At 60.6% G+C, this 18,759-nt stretch carries 22 protein-coding genes and 1 tRNA gene; 9 read left to right on the forward strand and 14 right to left on the reverse strand.

Annotation, left to right across the window (positions count from 1 at the left end):
* A partial coding sequence (locus tag M2A_RS18250) for an SPW repeat domain-containing protein (RefSeq protein ID WP_045449668.1) occupies positions 1-548 on the forward strand: 548 nt, incomplete at its 5' end.
* Between the two features lie 98 nt (positions 549-646).
* Here M2A_RS18250 and M2A_RS16160 read toward each other — a convergent pair.
* Complete coding sequence (locus tag M2A_RS16160; RefSeq protein ID WP_045449670.1) at positions 647-1,063, reverse strand: CBS domain-containing protein; 417 nt, start codon at positions 1,061-1,063, stop codon at positions 647-649.
* Positions 1,064-1,380: 317 nt separating this feature from the next.
* Here M2A_RS16160 and M2A_RS16165 point away from each other — a divergent pair, with 317 nt between their 5' ends.
* The 5 genes from M2A_RS16165 (at position 1,381) to msrB (ending at position 5,838) form a co-directional block, all read left to right on the forward strand.
* Positions 1,381-2,517, forward strand: a complete 1,137-nt coding sequence (locus tag M2A_RS16165) for a baeRF3 domain-containing protein (protein WP_045449672.1) — start codon at positions 1,381-1,383, stop codon at positions 2,515-2,517.
* Positions 2,518-2,867: 350 nt separating this feature from the next.
* The gene (thpD, locus tag M2A_RS16170; RefSeq protein WP_081875705.1) at positions 2,868-3,878 is read left to right on the forward strand and encodes an ectoine hydroxylase; all 1,011 of its coding nucleotides are present in this window, start codon (positions 2,868-2,870) and stop codon (positions 3,876-3,878) included.
* A gap of 109 nt (positions 3,879-3,987) precedes the next feature.
* The gene (locus tag M2A_RS16175) at positions 3,988-4,509 is read left to right on the forward strand and encodes an outer membrane lipoprotein (RefSeq protein WP_052379571.1); all 522 of its coding nucleotides are present in this window, start codon (positions 3,988-3,990) and stop codon (positions 4,507-4,509) included.
* 63 nt (positions 4,510-4,572) lie between these two features.
* Complete coding sequence (locus tag M2A_RS16180) at positions 4,573-5,220, forward strand: hypothetical protein (protein WP_045449674.1); 648 nt, start codon at positions 4,573-4,575, stop codon at positions 5,218-5,220.
* Positions 5,221-5,388: 168 nt separating this feature from the next.
* Positions 5,389-5,838, forward strand: a complete 450-nt coding sequence (gene msrB, locus M2A_RS16185; protein ID WP_045449676.1) for a peptide-methionine (R)-S-oxide reductase MsrB — start codon at positions 5,389-5,391, stop codon at positions 5,836-5,838.
* Positions 5,839-5,961: 123 nt separating this feature from the next.
* On the opposite strand, the gene M2A_RS16190 is transcribed toward msrB, so the two are convergent.
* From M2A_RS16190 to M2A_RS16205, 4 genes are all read right to left on the reverse strand, one after another.
* Positions 5,962-6,783, reverse strand: coding sequence for an SDR family NAD(P)-dependent oxidoreductase (locus M2A_RS16190; protein ID WP_045449678.1), 822 nt, complete (start codon positions 6,781-6,783; stop codon positions 5,962-5,964).
* Positions 6,771-7,316, reverse strand: coding sequence for a carboxymuconolactone decarboxylase family protein (locus M2A_RS16195; protein ID WP_045449680.1), 546 nt, complete (start codon positions 7,314-7,316; stop codon positions 6,771-6,773). The genes M2A_RS16190 and M2A_RS16195 overlap by 13 nt, the downstream gene beginning before the upstream one ends.
* A gap of 165 nt (positions 7,317-7,481) precedes the next feature.
* Positions 7,482-7,793, reverse strand: a complete 312-nt coding sequence (locus M2A_RS16200) for a hypothetical protein (protein WP_052379572.1) — start codon at positions 7,791-7,793, stop codon at positions 7,482-7,484.
* Positions 7,794-7,845: 52 nt separating this feature from the next.
* Complete coding sequence (locus M2A_RS16205) at positions 7,846-8,391, reverse strand: response regulator (RefSeq protein WP_280113611.1); 546 nt, start codon at positions 8,389-8,391, stop codon at positions 7,846-7,848.
* 135 nt (positions 8,392-8,526) lie between these two features.
* Here M2A_RS16205 and M2A_RS16210 point away from each other — a divergent pair, with 135 nt between their 5' ends.
* On the forward strand, positions 8,527-8,766 hold the full coding sequence (locus M2A_RS16210; RefSeq protein ID WP_045449682.1) for a CDGSH iron-sulfur domain-containing protein: 240 nt from the start codon (positions 8,527-8,529) through the stop codon (positions 8,764-8,766).
* 16 nt (positions 8,767-8,782) lie between these two features.
* On the opposite strand, the gene M2A_RS16215 is transcribed toward M2A_RS16210, so the two are convergent.
* From M2A_RS16215 to M2A_RS16250, 8 genes are all read right to left on the reverse strand, one after another.
* The gene (locus M2A_RS16215) at positions 8,783-9,226 is read right to left on the reverse strand and encodes a GNAT family N-acetyltransferase (protein WP_045449684.1); all 444 of its coding nucleotides are present in this window, start codon (positions 9,224-9,226) and stop codon (positions 8,783-8,785) included.
* 3 nt (positions 9,227-9,229) lie between these two features.
* A complete protein-coding gene (locus M2A_RS16220) occupies positions 9,230-10,042 on the reverse strand; it encodes an MBL fold metallo-hydrolase (RefSeq protein WP_045449686.1) in 813 nt (270 codons plus the stop codon).
* Positions 10,039-10,836 carry a TatD family hydrolase gene (locus M2A_RS16225; protein ID WP_045449688.1) on the reverse strand — a complete coding sequence of 266 codons (798 nt, stop codon included), beginning with the start codon at positions 10,834-10,836 and terminating at the stop codon, positions 10,039-10,041. The genes M2A_RS16220 and M2A_RS16225 overlap by 4 nt, the downstream gene beginning before the upstream one ends.
* Positions 10,833-12,386, reverse strand: a complete 1,554-nt coding sequence (metG, locus tag M2A_RS16230; protein ID WP_045449690.1) for a methionine--tRNA ligase — start codon at positions 12,384-12,386, stop codon at positions 10,833-10,835. Before metG ends, M2A_RS16225 begins: the two co-directional genes overlap by 4 nt.
* Positions 12,387-12,414: 28 nt before the next feature.
* Entirely contained in the window at positions 12,415-13,539 is a 1,125-nt protein-coding gene (locus tag M2A_RS16235; protein ID WP_045449692.1) for a DNA polymerase III subunit delta', read from the reverse strand.
* The gene (gene tmk, locus M2A_RS16240) at positions 13,536-14,183 is read right to left on the reverse strand and encodes a dTMP kinase (protein ID WP_045449694.1); all 648 of its coding nucleotides are present in this window, start codon (positions 14,181-14,183) and stop codon (positions 13,536-13,538) included. The genes M2A_RS16235 and tmk overlap by 4 nt, the downstream gene beginning before the upstream one ends.
* A gap of 21 nt (positions 14,184-14,204) precedes the next feature.
* Entirely contained in the window at positions 14,205-15,377 is a 1,173-nt protein-coding gene (locus M2A_RS16245) for a D-alanyl-D-alanine carboxypeptidase family protein (RefSeq protein ID WP_045449696.1), read from the reverse strand.
* A gap of 72 nt (positions 15,378-15,449) precedes the next feature.
* Positions 15,450-16,496: a septal ring lytic transglycosylase RlpA family protein gene (locus tag M2A_RS16250; protein ID WP_158597146.1), complete on the reverse strand. Its 1,047-nt coding sequence runs from the start codon at positions 16,494-16,496 to the stop codon at positions 15,450-15,452.
* Between the two features lie 219 nt (positions 16,497-16,715).
* On the opposite strand from M2A_RS16250, the gene M2A_RS16255 reads away from it, so the two are divergent.
* Complete coding sequence (locus M2A_RS16255) at positions 16,716-18,071, forward strand: MmgE/PrpD family protein (RefSeq protein WP_045449698.1); 1,356 nt, start codon at positions 16,716-16,718, stop codon at positions 18,069-18,071.
* A 26-nt stretch (positions 18,072-18,097) separates the two neighbouring features.
* Here M2A_RS16255 and M2A_RS16260 read toward each other — a convergent pair whose 3' ends face one another.
* Positions 18,098-18,421: a hypothetical protein gene (locus tag M2A_RS16260; protein ID WP_045449700.1), complete on the reverse strand. Its 324-nt coding sequence runs from the start codon at positions 18,419-18,421 to the stop codon at positions 18,098-18,100.
* 247 nt (positions 18,422-18,668) lie between these two features.
* On the opposite strand from M2A_RS16260, the gene M2A_RS16265 reads away from it, so the two are divergent.
* Positions 18,669-18,758 (forward strand) — tRNA-Ser (locus M2A_RS16265).
* Position 18,759 lies beyond the last annotated feature (1 nt).

Here is an 18,759-nt window from a genome sequence, read left to right on the forward strand (position 1 = left end):
TCCTGCAAATTCCCTATTCCCTGGATGAACTGGTTGCCACGTTCCAGTTTCTCGGCCGGCGCCGGAAGGCAGGCGAGAGCCTGCTGCGCGTGTTCTGCTTCGGCAGCCGGGACGATCCGGACTTGGTCGGGGAGGCGGAGCGCCAGGAAGAAGAGGCGTTCGCAGGTTCGCCAGGGGTAATTGCAAAAGATATTTGGGCTGGCGGTGTCAGGCCGAGTTTCGGTCTGGCGTTGAGCTGCGCCGCCGGTATCTGGCTTATGTTGACGCCGCTCACGCTCGGCGCGTCAGGCGCAATGGCTGATGCGAACCACTTGATCGGGGCGCTGATTGTAACCATCAGCGTTGCGGCATTTGCCGAAGTGGCGCGCCTTGCCCGTTTCTTCAACCTGCCGCTTGGCGCAGCGTTGATCATTGTTCCATTCGTGGTGGAAACGGACATGATCAATATGGCCGCGGCGGCTTTCACAGGGCTTGCCGTTATCGCCTTCTCGCTGCCGCGCGGGGATATTAGAAATCGCTACGGTGACTGGGAAAGCCGCATTTTATAACCGGTGCCCCTGACCTTTCATGCGAAACCCCGCTGCCTTGTTCTGGCAGCGGGGTGTTTCGGGCCGCCGATGGCCTGATTGCGGCCATCCATGGGCCGCTACGCGGCTTTGGCAATTTCCTCCAAAGCCCGCCCGGCGCAATCTTGCTGGCCATGGGCGGCAATGTCACCAAGGGAAAGAATGCCGACAAGGCGTTTGTCCTTGTTGACGACCGGCATGCGGCGGACCTTGTTCTTGGCCATGTTGTCGGCCGCTTCTTCAATGTCCTGATCTTCGAAAAGATAACGCACGCCTTCATGCATTGCGTCCCGCGCGGTTTGCGTGGACGGGTCTTTTCCCTCGGCAACGCAATTGAGAACGATGTCCCGGTCCGTCAACATGCCGATGAGCCGGTCGTTCTCGCCGATGGGAAGAAACCCCACATCGTCTTCCTTCATTTTACGGGCAGCTTCTTGCAATGCGGTATCCGCAGATACCCAATCGACGGTCTTTGTCATGATCTCTTGAATCTTCATAACAGACCTCCTTCTTCTAAGTGAATGGCGGAAAGCGCATGCTTTCCAATTTGCGGCTTTGCAGCCCGCCCGCCGGCAAGCCATCGGTCTGGCGGCGGTGCAGGGTGCCGATAACCTTGTCGCCATCAAGGACAACCGGAGCGTTTCTCCGAATTTCTCATAAATGGCTTTGTGCATGAACGCGGGGCGGGGCCGTCCTGTTCCAGCTTCGCCTTATCCGGAACGCCCGGCGCGGCGCATCGTTGAATAAGGAAAGGCATTCTTACCGATCGATCCGGCGGCGGGATGCAAATGGCAATAAATGAAGGGAGATTTTCATGGTGCTAAAACGTGACATAAAAGAATTGGCGGCCCCGGAATTCGATCTTGCCGTTTCTCTTTTTCTCCCCATTCGCACAGTGCCGGACGAAAAGGAGAAGAACCGCATCCGTCTAAAAAAGCTGATGAAACTGGCAGAAGAAAAAGCGAAGGCGGGAGACCGCTATCGCGCCAGTATTTTTGACGAAGCCTGGCGCCGATTGGAAGAAGCCGTTCTCTTTGAAGGTCCGGAAACGAAAGGCGCGGCCATTTTCTTTTCCGAGAAGAGTTTTCATGTTCTTCGCCTGCCGGTAAGAGTGGGAGAAGAGGTGAGCGTTGCGGACCGCTATCATATCGCGCCGCTGTTACCGGCCCTCGAACCTCAGGGCATATTCTATGTAGCGGCGCTCAGCCTGAAAGAGAGCGCTCTTTTCCGCTGCGATAAGTCGGGCTGCGTGCGGATCGATAAACTGCATATGCCCAGCTTCGGTGCGATAAGGGGGCAGACAGAACTGCCCGCCGATGTCGGGTTTCATTCCTCAAGCCGGGGCACGGCGGGCACGCCGGGAATTCAGCACCACAGTCAGGGAGACAGCCCCGAAGATTATCACCAGGTGCAGATCCAGCAATATGCGCACGGCGTGGCGAATGCCGTGGATTCCTATCTTGCCGGCATTCACGCGCCGCTCGTCGCGCTGGGCGACCCCAATCTGCTCGGCTATTTCCGCAAGTTCTCGCAGCATCCGGGTTTGATGCGGGAAAGCGTTGCCAAGGCCTATCACGGGATGAGCGATGCGGAACTATTCTCGCAGGTTTGGCCGGTCGTGGAGCCGGTCCTGGTGCGCCCGCTCAACCAGGCGCTGGAACGTTTGTCGGCCGGTTTCGAGCGGGGTGATGACACCGTCTGCATGCTGGAATCGGAGATCGTGCAGATGGCGCGCAGCGGCCGGGTCGAGACATTGCTCCTGGCCGAAGAAGACCGCCCGTCGCCGGGCACGTTGGGGCCGAACAATAAAGGCACGCCCGAAGAGGAGGCAGTTTCCATGCTGCGCAATGTGATGGCCCGGCAGACATTGGTGCATGACGGCGATATTTTCGTGGTGCCGCAGGAACGGTTGCCGGAAGAGGGGATGGCAGGGGCCATTTTGCGGTACTGAGGCCATCTTCCATGCCGCCGCGCCGCAATGCCGCTGCGCCGCAATGCCGCTGCGCCGCAATGCCGCCGCACCGCAATGGTTGACAGCGCCCGGCAAGGCACATATTGAATTTGCGCGGTCCGGGCCCTATCTGCGGCTTACTGGACCAGCCTTGGCAGGCACTGCCTGCTCAGCTCTTGACCGGTGGCTCACCGGTACCAAAGACACTGCCGTTCGAAATAGCCAAGCATGGAACGACACCGGTTCCGGCGCGTTCGCTCGGCAGGGTTGGGTGTCATCAGATGCGTGGCCTGTTTCTTCTCTCCAAATAAACGAAGTACGGCCCGCCATAATCGGATGGAGGAGTTGTCTTGACGTATTTCGAAGATTTATATCCGACCAGAACCAAGGAACGTATCGAACCTTTCGCGCGGCCGGATCCGGTTGTTTACGGGCATCCGGCATCTTATGGGAAGGGGCCGCTGCGGCCGGATGAGGTAGATTCGTTCGAGGAAAACGGTTTTCTCTTTATGGAGAGTTTCCTTTCCGAAGGAGAGGTGAAAGATTTTCTCAAGGATCTTGATGAATATGCCGCTGATGAAAGCATCAAGAACCGGGAGGAAACCGTTACGGAAAAATACACCGGCGAGATTCGTTCGATCTTCGCCGTTCACAAATTGTCCGAACGCTTCGACCGGCTGAGTAAAGATCCCCGTTTGCTGGATATCGCGCATCAGCTGCTTGGGTCCGATGTCTATATCCATCAATCGCGGATCAACGACAAGCCGGCTTTCCGGGGCAGCGGGTTCAACTGGCATTCCGATTTCGAGACCTGGCACGCCGAAGACGGCATGCCGCGCCCGCGCTGCATCAGCTTCTCGATCACGCTGACCGAGAATAACGACTTCAACGGACCTTTGATGCTGATCCCCGGCTCGCATAAAACTTTCGTGCCCTGCACCGGCATTACGCCGCCCAAGAACTGGGAGGAATCCCTGAGGTCCCAAACTCTCGGCGTGCCGGCGGAAAAGGATTTGCGCGCCTTGGTGAAAAAAGGCGGCATCGTGGCGCCGCGCGGGCCAGCAGGGTCCCTCGTCATCTTCGAGAGCAACACGCTCCATGCCTCCGCGAACAACCTGTCGCCTTATCCGCGCCGCAACCTCTTCTTCGTTTGCAACAGTGTGGAGAACAAGCCGGTTGCCCCGTTCTGCGGAAATGCGCCGCGGCCTGAATATCTGGCCACGCGCAAAAATATCGAGCCGCTGCGCCCCGTTATCGGAGCGCCTGGCGTTGCGGCTAATGATAAGCAGGCCGAGAGGCAGCACCAAGGGCAGAGCTATTTCATGAAGGAGCCTGCCGCCGCCCAGATGTCGCGGCAATAAATGCCTGACAAGCAGGACCCGGCGCACCAGCCGGGTCCACCCGCCTTACTTTCCTGTTGCCCGTTAAAACGGAAACCTTATGATGGAGTGAGGGCTTCAGGGGATCATTATGAAATCACTCAAATCTGTTTTTGCCGTGCTTATCTGCGCGGTATTTTTGGCCGCTTGTGCGCAGCGCCAGAGCCAGAATGTCTATAATCACAGCGAAGTCGGCAAAAGCAGCGCGGTGTCGTTCGGCACTGTCGTGGCAAGCCGCGTGGTCGATGTGACGGGCGAAAATTCCGGGGCAGGGGCGCTTGTCGGCGCGGCCGCCGGAGCCGGAGCCGGTTCCTATATCGGCAGCGGTTCAGGGGAGGCCTGGGCCGTTGGGGCAGGCCTGCTTGTCGGTGCTGTTGCCGGCGCCATGGCCGAGCAGGCAATGAACGACCGGCAGGGCATCGAATATGTCGTGACGCTCGAAAGCGGTGTCACGCTGACCATCGTTCAGGAAATCGGTGAGGGCGAAAGCCAGCTGCCGCCAGGTGCCCGGGTTATGGTGCAGAATTCTGGCGGGTATCAGCGCGTGCTGCCTGCCGCGCACTTGCCCACCCAGATCAACCGCCCGCAAGGTATCGAAGTTGTCGATCCTTAAGGAGGTTGCGGGCCGGTAATCGCGCCCGCGCCCTGCTGGCTGAATTACCCGAAGGAATAAGTTATGCGTTTTTTTAGCGTTTTGGCAGCGGGCGCCATGCTCTTTACTGCCGCGTGCACGAGCAATGTAACAGTCTCGGCGCCGAGCATTTCGCCCACGCAATTTGCGTCGCAAACGAAAACCCCCGGCAATTATGCGGTTTATCTGCAAACAGGCGGTTGGAACAAGGAAATCAAGACGACGGGCTGGACCTGTAATGCCTGGTCGTTCCCGACCAATTTTGATGGCGCCTACATATCGGCCGCTCAATCGGCTTTCTCTCAATCTTTCCAGAATGTGAAGTTCGTGCCTGCCGTCTTGCCGCCGGCAGAGCTGCGCAAACAGAATTTCGATGCGCAGATCATCGTCTATCAGGGAAATATGGGCGCGAAATTCGGTGTGGTGCAGGGGCTCTTTACGGGTGCCATTACCGTGGATGTGGAAGTTGAAGGCATCGTCGCGGTTTCCGGTCATAGCGGCCTCGCGAGCCAGGGCCAGGCCAGAGGGGCGGCTCACGGCGTTAATGAAGGGGTTTTGGGGTGCGACAGTGCAAGCCCGGCAATCCAGCAGGCGGGCGGCAATGCCATTTCGGATTTCGTGATTGAAGCCGTCAATGCGGCTAAGCTGAACATCCTGGAAATGAAAACAAAGGCTGCAGCAGCTTCGGGCTAAGCGGTCGATGCCGTTTCCCGGGCAAACAACGCCGGAGCCGTATGGGAGTTGATCCCGGCTTCGGCGTTTTGTTATCTGCCGTGACTTGCCGGGGCGGCCCCCGCGGCTCTAGCATCCGCTCTGTACCGGCCTATCTATAGGGTCCGGCAGTGTTGAAGGAGAGCCCCCATGAATGCTTATAAAAAAACCGAAGAGGCCCTTCGCCGCCTGACGCCCGAGCAGTACCGGGTGACGCAGGAAAACGGAACCGAGCGCCCCTTTGCCAATGAATATTGGAACCACAAGGGGGAAGGGATCTATGTCGACATCGTGTCGGGCGAGCCGCTTTTCTCCTCCAAGGACAAGTTCGATTCCGGCTGCGGTTGGCCGAGCTTTATGCGCCCGCTGGAAGGCGCCGAGATCAAGGAGCTGAAAGATACGAGCCACGGCATGGTCCGGGTCGAAGTGCGCTCCGGTGGCGCGGACAGCCATCTCGGCCACGTCTTTCCTGACGGGCCGCCGGAAACGGGTCTGCGCTATTGCATCAATTCGGCCTCGATCCGCTTCATTCCCGTGGAAGAAATGGCTGCCGAAGGCTACGGCGATCTCCTGGCACTGTTCGGCAAGGCGGCGGAATAGGGGTTGCGATGATTGGGAAGGGCTTTATCGCGCCTGTGCGTGGCACTATGTTCCTATACATATTTGGCGCATAATATATATTATGGAAAATAATTGATACCGAAATAGCGGGATTGCGGGCCGTCAGCCTATCCGCGCCGACTGGCCCCCATCCACGGGTAAAAGCACGCCGGTGATGAAGCGCGCCTCATCCGAGGCCAGAAACAGCGATGCGTTGGCAATGTCCCAAGCGCTGCCCATCTGCCGGCCGAGCGGCACCGCTTTGTTGCGCATCTCATTGCGCTTTTGCCGTTCCTCGCCGCTGACATGCTGCTCGGTCGCCATGGGCGTTTCGATGAGCCCCGGCATGATGACATTGGCGCGGATATTCTTGGAGGCATATTTCAGCGCCATGGCTTGTGTGAAGGCATTTAGCGCTGCTTTCGAGGACTTATAGGCGAAAAGCTGCGGCGGCGTGCAAACGGCGGCGATCGAGGAAATATTGGTGATAACACCGGATCGCGCCTCGATCATGGATGGCAGCACGTGTTTGCAGACCAGCATGATGCCTTTCATGTTCACCCGGAAAATGCGCTCCCAGATCTCTTCATCCATGGACACCGCATCCTGGTCCGCCACATGGCCGATACCGACATTGTTATGCAGGATGTCGATGCGGCCATAGGTTTTCAGGCATGCTTCGGCAATCGCCCTGCAATCGTCTTCAACCGAGATATCAGCTTCGAGCGCCGAACCCTTGCCGCCTGATTTTTTAATTAAATCAAGTGTTTCCTCGGCAGATTTAATATTACGGTCGACAAGAAGAACCTGCGCGCCCTCCTCCGCAAAGCGCAGGGCGGTCGCCCGGCCATTGCCGAGCCCTTCGCCCGGGGCCTGGCCGGCGCCGACGACGATGGCGATTTTCCCGGCTAGCCGCCCGCCGTCGCCGAGCTTCACACGTTCCATTGCACCTCGCCTTCCTCGAGCTGCACACCGAAGGAATTGAGCGCCATGGAAACCATCGTGTACTGGCCGGCCGTCATCACGATGTCCATCATCTGCTGCTCGCTGAAATGCTTGGCAAGCTCGGCCCAGGCGGCGTCGCTGATATGCTGGTCGTGATGCAGCTCGTCCGTTGCCTGCAAGAGCGCCTTGTCGGCGGCGCTGAGGCCCGGCGTTTGCGGCCCGCTCACGCAGGAGCGGATTTCCTCGTCGCTCATTCCGGCCTCGCGGGCGATGCGCACATGCTGCGTCCATTCATAGCCTGCCTGGCAGAGATAGCCGATCCGCAGGATGACAAGCTCGCGCTCGCGCGCCGGCAAGGTCGAGCCCGCCAGGATATAGCCCCCGTAAACGAGGAATTTCTTCAGCATTTTCGGGTGGTTGGCCATGGTGCGGAAGATATTGAGGTCTTTGCCGGCCTTGGCGGCGATCTCCCGCGTTTCCTCGCTCATATCCTTCGGGTCGAGCGGTTGGATCCGCGCTTTGGTCACTCTCATTTGGGTTCCTCCCTGGTTCAGGCTTTGGCTGCAGCTTGGCAGAGAGAAACGGAAGAGAATAGAGAGAATGAAAGCGCTATGCCCCGGCGGCCAGAGGGCCGCCGGAGGGGTAGGCAAGGAGGCGCGCAGAAAGGCGGACACGGCGCGTGGAGGGGTAAACGCCCCTCACCCGGCTTTTTTAAGCAACGCGTCGATGAATTCGGTCTTGTCGGGATCGGCTTCCGGTGAATAAGGCAGCACGAGATAGCCGCGGTCGCCCCGCTGCGTTTCAATGAGATAAAGCGTGGCCTCATCGCCGGGGTCCGTGCCGCAATCCACGCTTTGGCTGTCCACAAGCTTGAGCTCCGGCAGGCTGAAGGTGCAGCGGCCCTCATCGCAGGTCAGTTTGTTTTTCTTCACCGCGAAATTGGTGGTGAAGCCTTTGTTGCGGGCATCGTCGATCAGTTCCGCGAGGTCCATATCTTCCTCCAGCGTCATATCGTCTCTTTAAGAAACGAAAGACCGGGGGAATTGTTCGCGGGTCCGTGCGTTAAAGGCTGGATTCCGGGGGTCTTTTGCGCCGGTCTTCGCCCCTGGGCGGCAGGCCGAGGCGCCGCCGGTCGGGACCTGAATAGTCGCCGGTGACGACGAATTCGCGCGGATGGGCAATGGAATGGGCAATGCGCGTCATCAGCATTTCAGAGGAAACCGGCAGGGTCAGGAATTCCGTTACGCCCGCATCGCGCGCGGCGATGATGTCTTCGACCACGGCGGCGGTGCTGACCATGATGATGGGAAGCTGCCGGATCGCCTCGGCCGATGATTTACGGATCGCTTTGGCCAGTTTGATGCCCGTATCCAGATGGGTGAGCGGCCCGCATATGATCACGTCCACCGGTTTCTCGTCGATCAGCATGGTCCGGAAGGCGTCTTTGGCGGTTTCCGTCTCGTAGACGTGATCGAAATCGGTTGCCCGGCAAATTGCGCGCATCAGCGGCCGGACCGTAAGATCGCCCAGGCAAAGCAGGACGTTCCACTGCCCCTTTCGGGTGGCGCGATCGGACGGCTGTGCAGAATCTGGGCGAAGTCCGGGCAAGGTGCATTACTCGCTGTTATCCTTCCCTCTTGCGCCCAAACCGGTAAAGAACCGGTTCCCGGGATTGACGAATTTCGCGATTTTTCCGCCCTTTGGCGGGTAGAGTAAAAGAATATTTTGAAAGGGAGAGGCGCAATGGAACCGCAAGTGGCCGCGCGCGAACCGGCTGAGATGGAGCTTCAGGCCGGCAAGACCTATTTCTGGTGCCAGTGCGGGCTGTCGAAAAAGCAGCCCTTATGTGACGGCTCGCATAAAGGGACCGGTATGGAGCCCCTTGCCTATAAGGCGGAGAAGGATCAGAAGGTCTGGCTGTGCCAGTGCAAGCAAACCTCCCGCGCGCCCTTCTGTGACGGCGCCCACAAGAAATTGCCCTGAGCGCCCGCCTGATTTTTCAAACGAGCGGCTGGCGCCTTTGCATCACTTTCGCTGCTTCAGCAGGTTCCAGCGTTTCAAAGCCGTGCTGGCGGTAAAGCCCGTGCGCGTCATCGGTCGCCAGCATCCAGCGGTTGACCGTGGCAAGCTGGGGGTCGGCGAGGATGCAGGTCATCAGCCATTTGCCGAGCCCCTGCCCCTTATGCGCGTCCTCGATATAGATATCCGAGACCCAGGCAAAGCGCGCATAGTCCGTCACTGCGCGGCCGAAGCCGACTTGGCCCCTCGATTTATGGTAAACGCCATAAATTCTGGAATTACAGATACTTAGCCAGAGATTTTCAGGTGAGCTTTTCGCTGCCCAGTAAGTGGCGCGGAGATTGGCGAGAATCCGGTCTTTTTCGAGCCTTTCGGGATCGGTGGAAATATCGAAATCACCCTGTTCCCAACAGCTTATGCTCATCTATTAACCATAATCCTTAAACTCGAGCACCATCCCGTCATAGGCCGGCTCGATGCCTTCCGGCAATTCCCGCTTCAAGGTCTGGTAGTCGAGGTCGACATGCAGATTAGTGAGCACGCCATGCGGCACCGCCAGCCGTTTCAGCCAGCCCACCGCCGTCTCGACATTGGAATGGGTCGGATGCGGCGTGTAACGCAGCGCGTCCACCACCCAGCACGACACGCCTTCCAGTATCTCGAAACTTTCTTCCGGCAAGTCCACCAGATCGCTGGAATAAGCAAAAGGGCCGATCCGGAAACCGAGGGAGCGAATGGCCCCATGATCCTGATCGAAGGGCAGCGCGGTGATCGGCCCGCCCTCGCCTTCGATGGTCACGGGCTTGCCCACCTTGATGAGGTGGCCGCGCAGGATCGGCGGATAGGACGAGCCTTCCGGCGACTGGAAGCAATAGCCGAAGCGGCTCGTAAGCACCTCCGAGGTCGGTCCGTCCATATAGACATCGACCCGCCGGCGCCGGTTGATCGCCACCATTCTCAGATCGTCGATGCCGTGCGCCTGGTCGGCATGTTCATGGGTGTAAAGCACCCCGTCCAGCCATTCGACGCCTGTATCGAGCAATTGCTCGCGCATATCCGGCGAGGTATCGACCAGCACCACCGTCTTCTTGGCCGGATCGTCCTCCCAGCGCTCCAGAAGGATGGAGCAGCGCCGACGGCGGTTTTTCGGCTCATTAGGGTCGCACGCGCCCCAATGCCCGCCAATGCGCGGCACACCGCCCGAGGAGCCGGAGCCCAGGATCGTTACTTTCAGCGTCATGCGGCCAGTGCCTCGCGCGGCACTTTGGTGAAGAGCCGGAAGAAATTATCGGTGGTTGCCCCGGCAAGCTCGCCCTCGCTCACGCCTTTGATTTCGGCGAGCTTGGCGGCCGTATGGACGACAAAGGAAGGCTCGTTGCGTTTGCCGCGTTTGGGTACGGGGGCCAGATAAGGCGAATCCGTTTCGACCAGCAGCCGCTCGAGCGGTACATCCGCCGCCGTCTGGCGGATATCCTCGGCGGATTTGAAGGTCAGAATGCCGGAGAGGGAAATATAAAGCCCGAGATCGACCGCCTTCATGGCCAGCGCCCGGCCCGAGGAAAAGCAATGGAGAAGCCCCGGAAAGGCGCCTTCGGCCATTTCCTCGGAAAGAATGCGGTCTGTGTCTGCGTCCGCCTCGCGGGTATGGACGATGAGCGGCAGTCCCGTTTCCCGCGCCGCCCAGATATGGGAGCGGAAATTCTTCTGCTGCGCCTCGCGGGGGCTGTGCTCGTAATAATAATCGAGCCCGGTTTCTCCGATGCCGACGACTTTCGGATGGCGGGATAGCTCGATCAGCCGGGCCGCATCCACTTCCGGCTCGCTTTCGGCTTCATGGGGGTGAATGCCCACGGTGCAGAAGATATTGTCATAGCGCTCGGCCACGGCGAGCACCTTGTCGAATTCCGTCACCTTGGTGCCGATCGTCACCATGAGCCCGACGCCGGCCGCGCCCGCCCGCTGAACGATGGCGTCGGTCTCACCGTCGAAATCCTTGAAATCGAGATGGCAATGGCTGTCGACGAGAAGGTTCATGCCTGCCCCTTTTCCTCATCCACAAACCGCGGGAAGACGCCGCTCGGCGCGGGCAGCGCGGTGCCGGGCACCAGCTTGTCTTCAAGGCTTGCAAAGCTGCGCGCTTCGGGCAGCACGGCCAGAAGATCGAGCAGCTTCGCTGCCCCGCTCGGCACCACCGGTTGGGCCAGAATAGCGACGCGCCGGATCACCTCGGCGGTGACGTAAAGTACCGTGCCCATGCGCGCGGGGTCCGTTTTCTTCAGCGCCCAGGGTTCCTGGCCCGCGAAATAGCGGTTGGCTTCGGCCACCGTGTCCCAGATGACGCCCAGCGCCTGATGGATTTGCTGACCGTCCATATGAACGCGCGCGGCGTCCAGCATGGCGCCGGCCTGATCCAGAATGGCTTTGTCTTCGTCCGTCAGCGCGCCGGGCTCCGGCACCTTGCCCTCGAGGTTCTTGGCGATCATCGACAAGGAACGCTGCGCCAGATTGCCCAGATCATTGGCAAGGTCCGCATTGATGCGGTTCACCACCGTCTCATGGCTGTAGCTGCCATCCTGGCCGAAAGGCACCTCGCGGGCGAAGAAATAGCGGATCTGATCGACACCGTAGGTCTGCGTGATCGTGAAAGGGTCGATCACATTGCCCACCGACTTCGACATTTTTTCGCCGCGGTTGAACAGAAAGCCGTGGCCGTAAATGCGCTTCGGCAGGTCGACCTCGGCGGCCATCAAAAGCGCCGGCCAGATCATGGCGTGAAAGCGCACGATATCCTTGCCGATAATATGAACATCGGCCGGCCAGTAATGTTTGAAGCTTGCCGATTCCACATTCGGATAACCGACGCCGGTAATGTAATTCGTCAACGCATCGACCCACACATACATGACGTGTTTGGGATCGCCCGGCACCGGCACGCCCCAGTCGATCTTGGTGCGCGAGATGGAAAGATCGTTGAGCCCGCGCTTCACGAAAGCCACGACTTCGTTGCGCCGCGTTTCGGGCAGAATGAAATCCGGGTGCTTTTCGTAAAGCTCCAGCAGCCGGTCGGCATAAGCGGAGAGGCGGAAGAAATAGCTCTCTTCCTCGATCCATTCGACCGGCGTGCCCGTCGGCGCGTATTTCTTGCCGTCATCCCCGTCGCTCAGTTCGTCCTCGCCGTAATAGGCTTCATCCCGCACCGAGTACCAGCCGGCATATTTATCGAGATAGATATCGCCCTTGGCGGCAAGCTTCTCCCACAGCGTCTGGGCCGCCAGAATGTGGCGCGGCTCGCTGGTGCGGATGAAATCATCATTGGAGATGTTCAGAACGGCGCACATTTTCTTGAAGAGCGGCGCCATTTCATCGGCCAGCTCCTGCGGGCTCACGCCGCGTTCCTTGGCGGTCTGCACCATCTTCTGCCCATGGTCGTCCACGCCGGTCAGGAAATAGGTATCGACCCCGTCCAGCCGCTTGAAGCGCGCCAGAATATCCGTGGCAATCGCCTCATAGGCGTGGCCGATATGGGGCGGGCCGTTGGGATAGGAAATCGCCGTGGTGATGTAAAAGGCTTTAGGAGCCGTCATATCTGAACTTTACTTGCTGTGGCCGGGCTCAGGCCCGGACCGTCAATCCACGCGAGGCTGCCTCGATGAGCGAAAAAGCGTTCAAAATCACCAGCTTGCGGTCGGTGTTGAGCGCGTTCGCCCGGGCAGCCATAGCGCCGATCTTTTCCCATACCTCAACCCAGCGATCAAGGCCGCCGCTTTGTCCGGTCCGGGGCCCGATCCGCGCCGCCAGCTCGCCTTCGCGGGGCAGCGTCGTGCTGTCCGGCCCTTGCGAGAGTGTGCGCACCAGCCGCGCCGCCCAGTCGCCGAGGAGTTCTAGCGCCATGTCGAACTTATCGTCCTGCCCGCGCCTGGCGGCCATGTCGGCAAAAGCGTGCAGCGCCTTGATGTCGAGCCGCGGCAGACTGGAAAGCACCGTCATCATTTGCGTGTAAAGCTCGATGCCGCCTGCAGCGGCAATGGAAAGCGCCCTGCCCGCGCTGCCTTCCGATAGCGCGGCGACAAGGGCGGCCTGTTCGGGGGAAAGATCGGGTGCGTGATGAGCTAGAATGCGGTCGATCGCTTCGGGCGCGAGCGGCGTCAGCGCCAGCTTGCGGCAGCGCGAGCGGATCGTCGGCAAAAGCCGTCCCGGCTGATGGGAAATCAGAAGGAAGAGACTTTTAGAGGGCGGCTCTTCGAGCACTTTCAAAAGCGCGTTCGCGGCATTGGCGTTCATCTCATCGGCGCTATCGACGATGGCCACGCGCCAGCCCCCGCCCCCGGCGCTCTTGCCGAAGAACCCGGCCGTGCGGCGGACCTCTTCCACCGGGATGACGGTTTTCAGCTTCTTCGTTTTCTCGTCCGCCGGGCGGCGCAGCAAGAGAAGGTCCGTATGACCGAGCCCGGCGATCTGCCGGAAGGCGGGATCGGCCTCATCCATCTGCAGGCTCGTCGCGCCCATTGCTTTGGCCGTTTCCGCGTCGCCATATTTCAGAATGAAGCGCGCCATGCGGTAGGCGAGCGTCGCTTTGCCGACGCCCTTCGGCCCCGTCAGCAGCCAGGCGTGATGCAGGCGCCCGCTCATATAGGCATCGAGAAAGGCAGCTTCGGCTTTTTCCTGGCCGATCAGCTCGCTTGTCTCACGCGGGGCAGGAAGATCGCCCTGCCGGTCGGCTTCCGGTAGCTCGCTCATGCCCTCTCCTCCAGGCCGAAACGGCGGCAGACCGCTGCGATCATCGCCGCCGTCACCGCATCCATGTCTTGTCCCGCATCGATGACCACGCAGCGCTCCGGCGCGTTGGCGGCAATGTCGAGAAAGGCGGCGCGCAGGCGTTCGTGAAATGCCTTGTCCATGCCTTCATAGCGGTCCTCGCCCCCGGCGCGCGCGGCGGCCCGCTTCAGGCCTTCTTCGACCGGCAGATCGAAGATCAGTGTGAGTTCCGGCCCTTCATCCCCCACCACAAGATCGTAGAGCGTTTGAATAAAGGCAGGGCCGAGCCCATGCCCATAGCCTTGATAGGCCATGGAGGAATCGGCGAAACGGTCGCAGAGCACCCAGCAGCTCTTTTCAAGCGCCGGGCGGATGGTGCGCGCCAGATGGTCGGCGCGGGCGGCGAAATGCAGCAGCGCTTCCGTCTTGCCGTCCCAGCGGTCTGCATCGCCTTCCACCAGCAATTTGCGGATGACCTCGCCGCCCGGAGAGCCGCCCGGCTCGCGGGTTTTCACGACATCGATGCCGCGCCCGGATAGCCACTCGGCAAGGCGTGCGATCTGCGTCGACTTGCCGGCGCCTTCTCCGCCTTCAAAGCTGATGAAATGCCCGCGCGTTCCGCTCACTGGCCCCCGCTCACCTGGCCTTTATTGGCCCATGATCATCTGTTTGAGGGAGGAAAGCGCCCGTCCGAAAAGGCCCTGCTGCTCGACATCGGCCCCCGCCACAAGCGGAATGCGCCGTGTCGGCATGTCGGGCGCGGTGACGATAAGCGTGCCCGCCTGCTCGCCCGCCGTGATCGGCGCTTGCAAGGGCCCGTTCCACTCGGCGGTGACTTTCATGTTCTTGCGGGCATCGCGCGTCATGATGATGGTCACGTCTTCGGTAACGACCAGCGGCACTTTGTCATAAACGCCCTGCCAGACATCGGCGTTTTCGACCACGGCGCCGGCGGCATAAAGGTCGTATTCCTTGAATTCGCGGAAACCCCATTCCATCAGCTTCTGGCTTTCCTCCGAGCGCTCACGCTCCGAGCCCAGCCCGTTCACCACCATGATCAGGCGCCGCTCGCCCCGCTCGGCGGAGGCGACAAGGCCGTAGCCGCTGTCTTCCGTATGGCCGGTTTTCAGCCCATCCACACCCATGCCGAGATAGAGAAGCGGATTGCGGTTGTGCTGCGTGATGCCGTTCCAGGTGAATTCCGTTTCGGCGAAATAAGGATAATAATCCGGCAGATCGTAGATCATGTGCCGGGCGAGGATTGCCAGCTCCCGTGCGGTCATTTTCTGCGCTGGGTCCGGCCAGCCGGTCGAATTGGCGAAGGTCGCCTTCTCCATGCCGAGCTCCCGCGCCCGCTCCGTCATGGCTTCGGCAAACGCGGCCTCGGAACCTTTCAGCCCTTCGGCAATGGCGATGCAGGCATCATTGCCCGATTGCACGATGACGCCGCGAATGAGGTCCTTTACCGGGATGCGCGAATGGACTTTCGCGAACATGGTCGAGGAGCCGGAGGCCGCCCCGCCCTTGCGCCAGGCATTTTCGGAAATCGTGAATTCGTCTTCCAGGCTGATCCGGTCTTCCTTCAGCGCTTCGAACAGCATCGTCATGGTCATGAGCTTCGACATGCTGGCCGGGCTCATGAGCTCGTCGCCTTTTTTCTCGTAGAGAATGGCGCCGGTTTCCCCATCCATGAGAACGGCATATTCCGCCTTGGTTTCGAAGGAAGCATAAGCGCCGGCGGCGCCTGCGGCCATGGCGAAAGCCGCGGCGATGAAAGCGATAAAGGAAATGCGTGCCGCCTGGATATAGGAACGGATCATAATACTCCTGCCCGATAGCTGTCCGGTGCCGGTGAGCCCGGCTCTTGAGCCGGGAGTTTAGAAAGTCGGCGCTTATTCCACAATGATGCGGGCGCCGTGATGTCCTTTGTCGACCACGCTATTGAGCAGCGTGTCGGCCATTTCCACGTTATTGGCCGGAACCCGTACGCGGTAAAGCGTGCGCCCGGAAACATTGACCGGCGTCACGGTCACATCGCCAAGTGCGGCAAGCTCGCTTTGCACGAGCTGGGCGCTCTCGATATTGGAGAATGCGCCTGCCTGAACGTAGAGCTGGTTTGGCCCCGTCACCGGCACGACATCGACGCCGGGTTGCGGGGAGACGGGATCGTCCCGAATGGGCTGCATGCCGTCGGTCGGCGCAGAGCCGATGGGCGCCATCGTGGCTTTCGGCGCGGCGGCCTGACTGCCCGCCAGCGCCGCTGTTTGCACATTGCCGGTCGGCACGGGCTTAAGTGCCTCTACCGGTGTCTCGGGCGCCGGCATGACGAATGTTTCTTTCGCCGAGGCCACCTGCACCGGCGGCTCGCCCGGAAGCGGCGCGCGGCTGAGATATTGCACCCGCACTTTCGCCGTCCCTTGCTTCAGATAACCCAGAAGCTCGGCGGCCCGGCGGGAAAGATCGATCTCGCGCCCCTTGGCGAAGGGGCCGCGGTCATTGATCCGCACGACGATCGAGCGGCCATTCTCCAAATTCGTTACCCGCGCCAGCGTCGGCATGGGCAAGGTGGGATGGGCGGCGCTGATCGCGTGCATGTCGAAGATTTCGCCATTCGCCGTCGGCTTGCCGTGAAATTGCGGCCCATACCAGGAGGCGATGCCGGTGGAATCGTAAGTCTCGTCTTCGGCCGGATAATACCAGACGCCGAAAATCTGATAGGGCGAGCCGACTTTGTAAACGCCACCTGCGCCCGATGGCTGGCCGTCCCGCATCACCGATTTGGCGACATGCGTGCCAAGCTGCGTTTCCGCGCAGCCGCTCAAGAAAAGCGCTGCCGCCACAATGAAAACCGGGAAAAATACCCATCGGCTCTGGAAGAGGCCTGCCGCCCCTGCCGAGCCGGATAACGCCGTCGAACCCGCCTTGCCAGATAAGCTCATGATTGCGCTCTTGTCTCCTGCTTGGCCCCCATCAGGCCGCCTGAAAGCGGCCCGGCCCGCATGAACACTTCGAATCATACAGAAAGAAAGTCACCACGTCCTTACTCTATCTCAAAACCGGAAAGCGGGGAAAAGTCGGCTTATCCGCACATCCTCGAGAAAAGCAGTCTCCATAAGAGCCCGGATGACGCCCTGTTCCTTTGCCCCTATAAGAACCTCATGAGTAAGACAGCCAAAGCCGCAGAAAACCTGCCAGACAGCCTAACCGCAGGCCTGACCCGCCTTATCCGGCAAAAGCCCGTCGGCCCGCGCGATCTCGATATGGCCGCGCTTTTCGTCCTCGACGCGGTGGCCAACATTTTGGGCGGGCGAAACTCAGAGCCCGGCCGCACGCTCCTTGCCTGGTGGAATGAGGCTCTCTCCGGCAATAGCGGGGCGGATGCCGGGCGCTGGGCCTTTCTCATGGGCGCGCTCTGCCACATTCTGGAAACCGACGATCTTCACCGCACCTCCGTGGTGCATCCGGGCTGCGTCGTGGTGCCTGCTGCCTGGGCGCTTGCCGCCCGCCCCGGCGCTGAGGTGGATGGCCCGGCGTTTCTGACCGCCGTTCTGCATGGCTTTGAAGCGGCGACACGGGTCGGCATGGCCGTGGGCGCGGCGCATTACAAAATCTGGCACAACACGGCGACCTGCGGGCCCTTCGGCTCGGCCATGGCGGGCGCGCATCTTCTGGGCCTCAGCGAAGCGGAGACCGTGCATGCGCTCGGCAATGCGGGCAGCCAGTCCTCCGGCCTCTGGCAGTTTCTGGAAACGGGCGCCATGACGAAGCATCTTCATGCAGGCCATGCGGCGGAAGCGGGCCTGCGCGCTGCCGAGCTTGCGAAAGTCGGCTTTACCGGCCCGCCGAAAATTCTGGAAGGCGAGAAAGGCTTCTTCCGCGCCGCCTGCCCGGATGCAAAACCCGAAGCGGTGCTTGCCGACGCAGGTGCGCCCTGGCAATTGACGCTCACCTCGATCAAGCCTTGGCCCTCCTGCCGGCACACGCATCCGGCCATCGATGCGGCGGGCGGCCTGCGCGCGCGGCTGAAAGCGGCTGGCACAACAGCGGAGGACGTTGTGAAAGTCGAGGCGGATGTCTATCAGGCGGCCATCGATGTTTGCGACCGCCCTTCCCCCGACACCGATTACGATGCGAAATTCTCGCTCCAGCACGCGGTGGCCGTGGCGCTGCTGCGGGACAAGGTGGACTTTGAAGCCTTCGGGCCCGAAGAGCGAGATCATGCCCGCGCGCTGGCCGCCCGCGTGGAGCTACGCGCTGCCCAACCTTATGACGGCGCCTACCCCATTTCCTGGGGCAGCGCGGTGCGCGTGCATCTGAAATCCGGCGAAGTGCTGGAAGAGACCCGCAAAAGCGCCAAGGGCGATCCGGAAGCCCCGCTCGCGCGGGATGAGATGATCGAGAAAGCTGCCATGCTCATGCGCCATGGCGGCATTGCGGCGCCGGACCGGCTGATCGAAGACATTCTCGCCCTCGCCCAGCCGGGCAGCGCGCTGCCGGTTCTCGATATCGTCTGAAAGCCCGTCCTAAGGCCTAAAGCGTTTTAGCCGCCAATGCCTGCGACATGCGTCAGATAGAGCTGCGCGGCGGCGCCGATGAGGAGCGGACCCCAGAGCCAGCTCGTGCGCCAGAGGATGCTGCGCTTCTTCTTAGGTTTCGACTTCTTACCGCCGCTCTCTTCGCTGCCGCTTTCTTCTCCCGCATTATTTTCCGCAGCGTCCGCCGCCGCGCTGCTTAGTGAGCGCGTGGCGACCGGTGTCTCCGGCATGGGCAGCCTATATTCGGTGATAAAGGAACGGGCGATGTACAGCCCCAGCACCATCATTGCGATTGCCGGGACCCACCACTCAGTAAGATTGAACTCCATCGGTACTACTCTTGATCATTTCCCCCCTGAGGGCCGCCTTAACATGGGCGTACCTCTTTGGCTGCATATTGGCAAAAAAGCCTGCCCCCCGCAAAACAACAATGATGTGTTGGCGAAGCCCTTGTTTTTGAGGTGTTTTTTCGCTCGGGAGCCGGCCAAAAGGGGGAGGACAAGCCTGCTTTTCCTGTGATATAGCCTGCCGCACCGCCGGGGCGCGCAACCAGCCCCCTATCTGTGGCGGGCCTTTGGAGGGGTGGCCGAGTGGTTGAAGGCACCGGTCTTGAAAACCGGCAGGCGGGGAACCGTCTCGTGGGTTCGAATCCCACCCCCTCCGCCAA

Source organism: Tepidicaulis marinus (genome assembly GCF_000739695.1).
Classification (GTDB): Bacteria; Pseudomonadota; Alphaproteobacteria; order Parvibaculales; family Parvibaculaceae; genus Tepidicaulis; species Tepidicaulis marinus.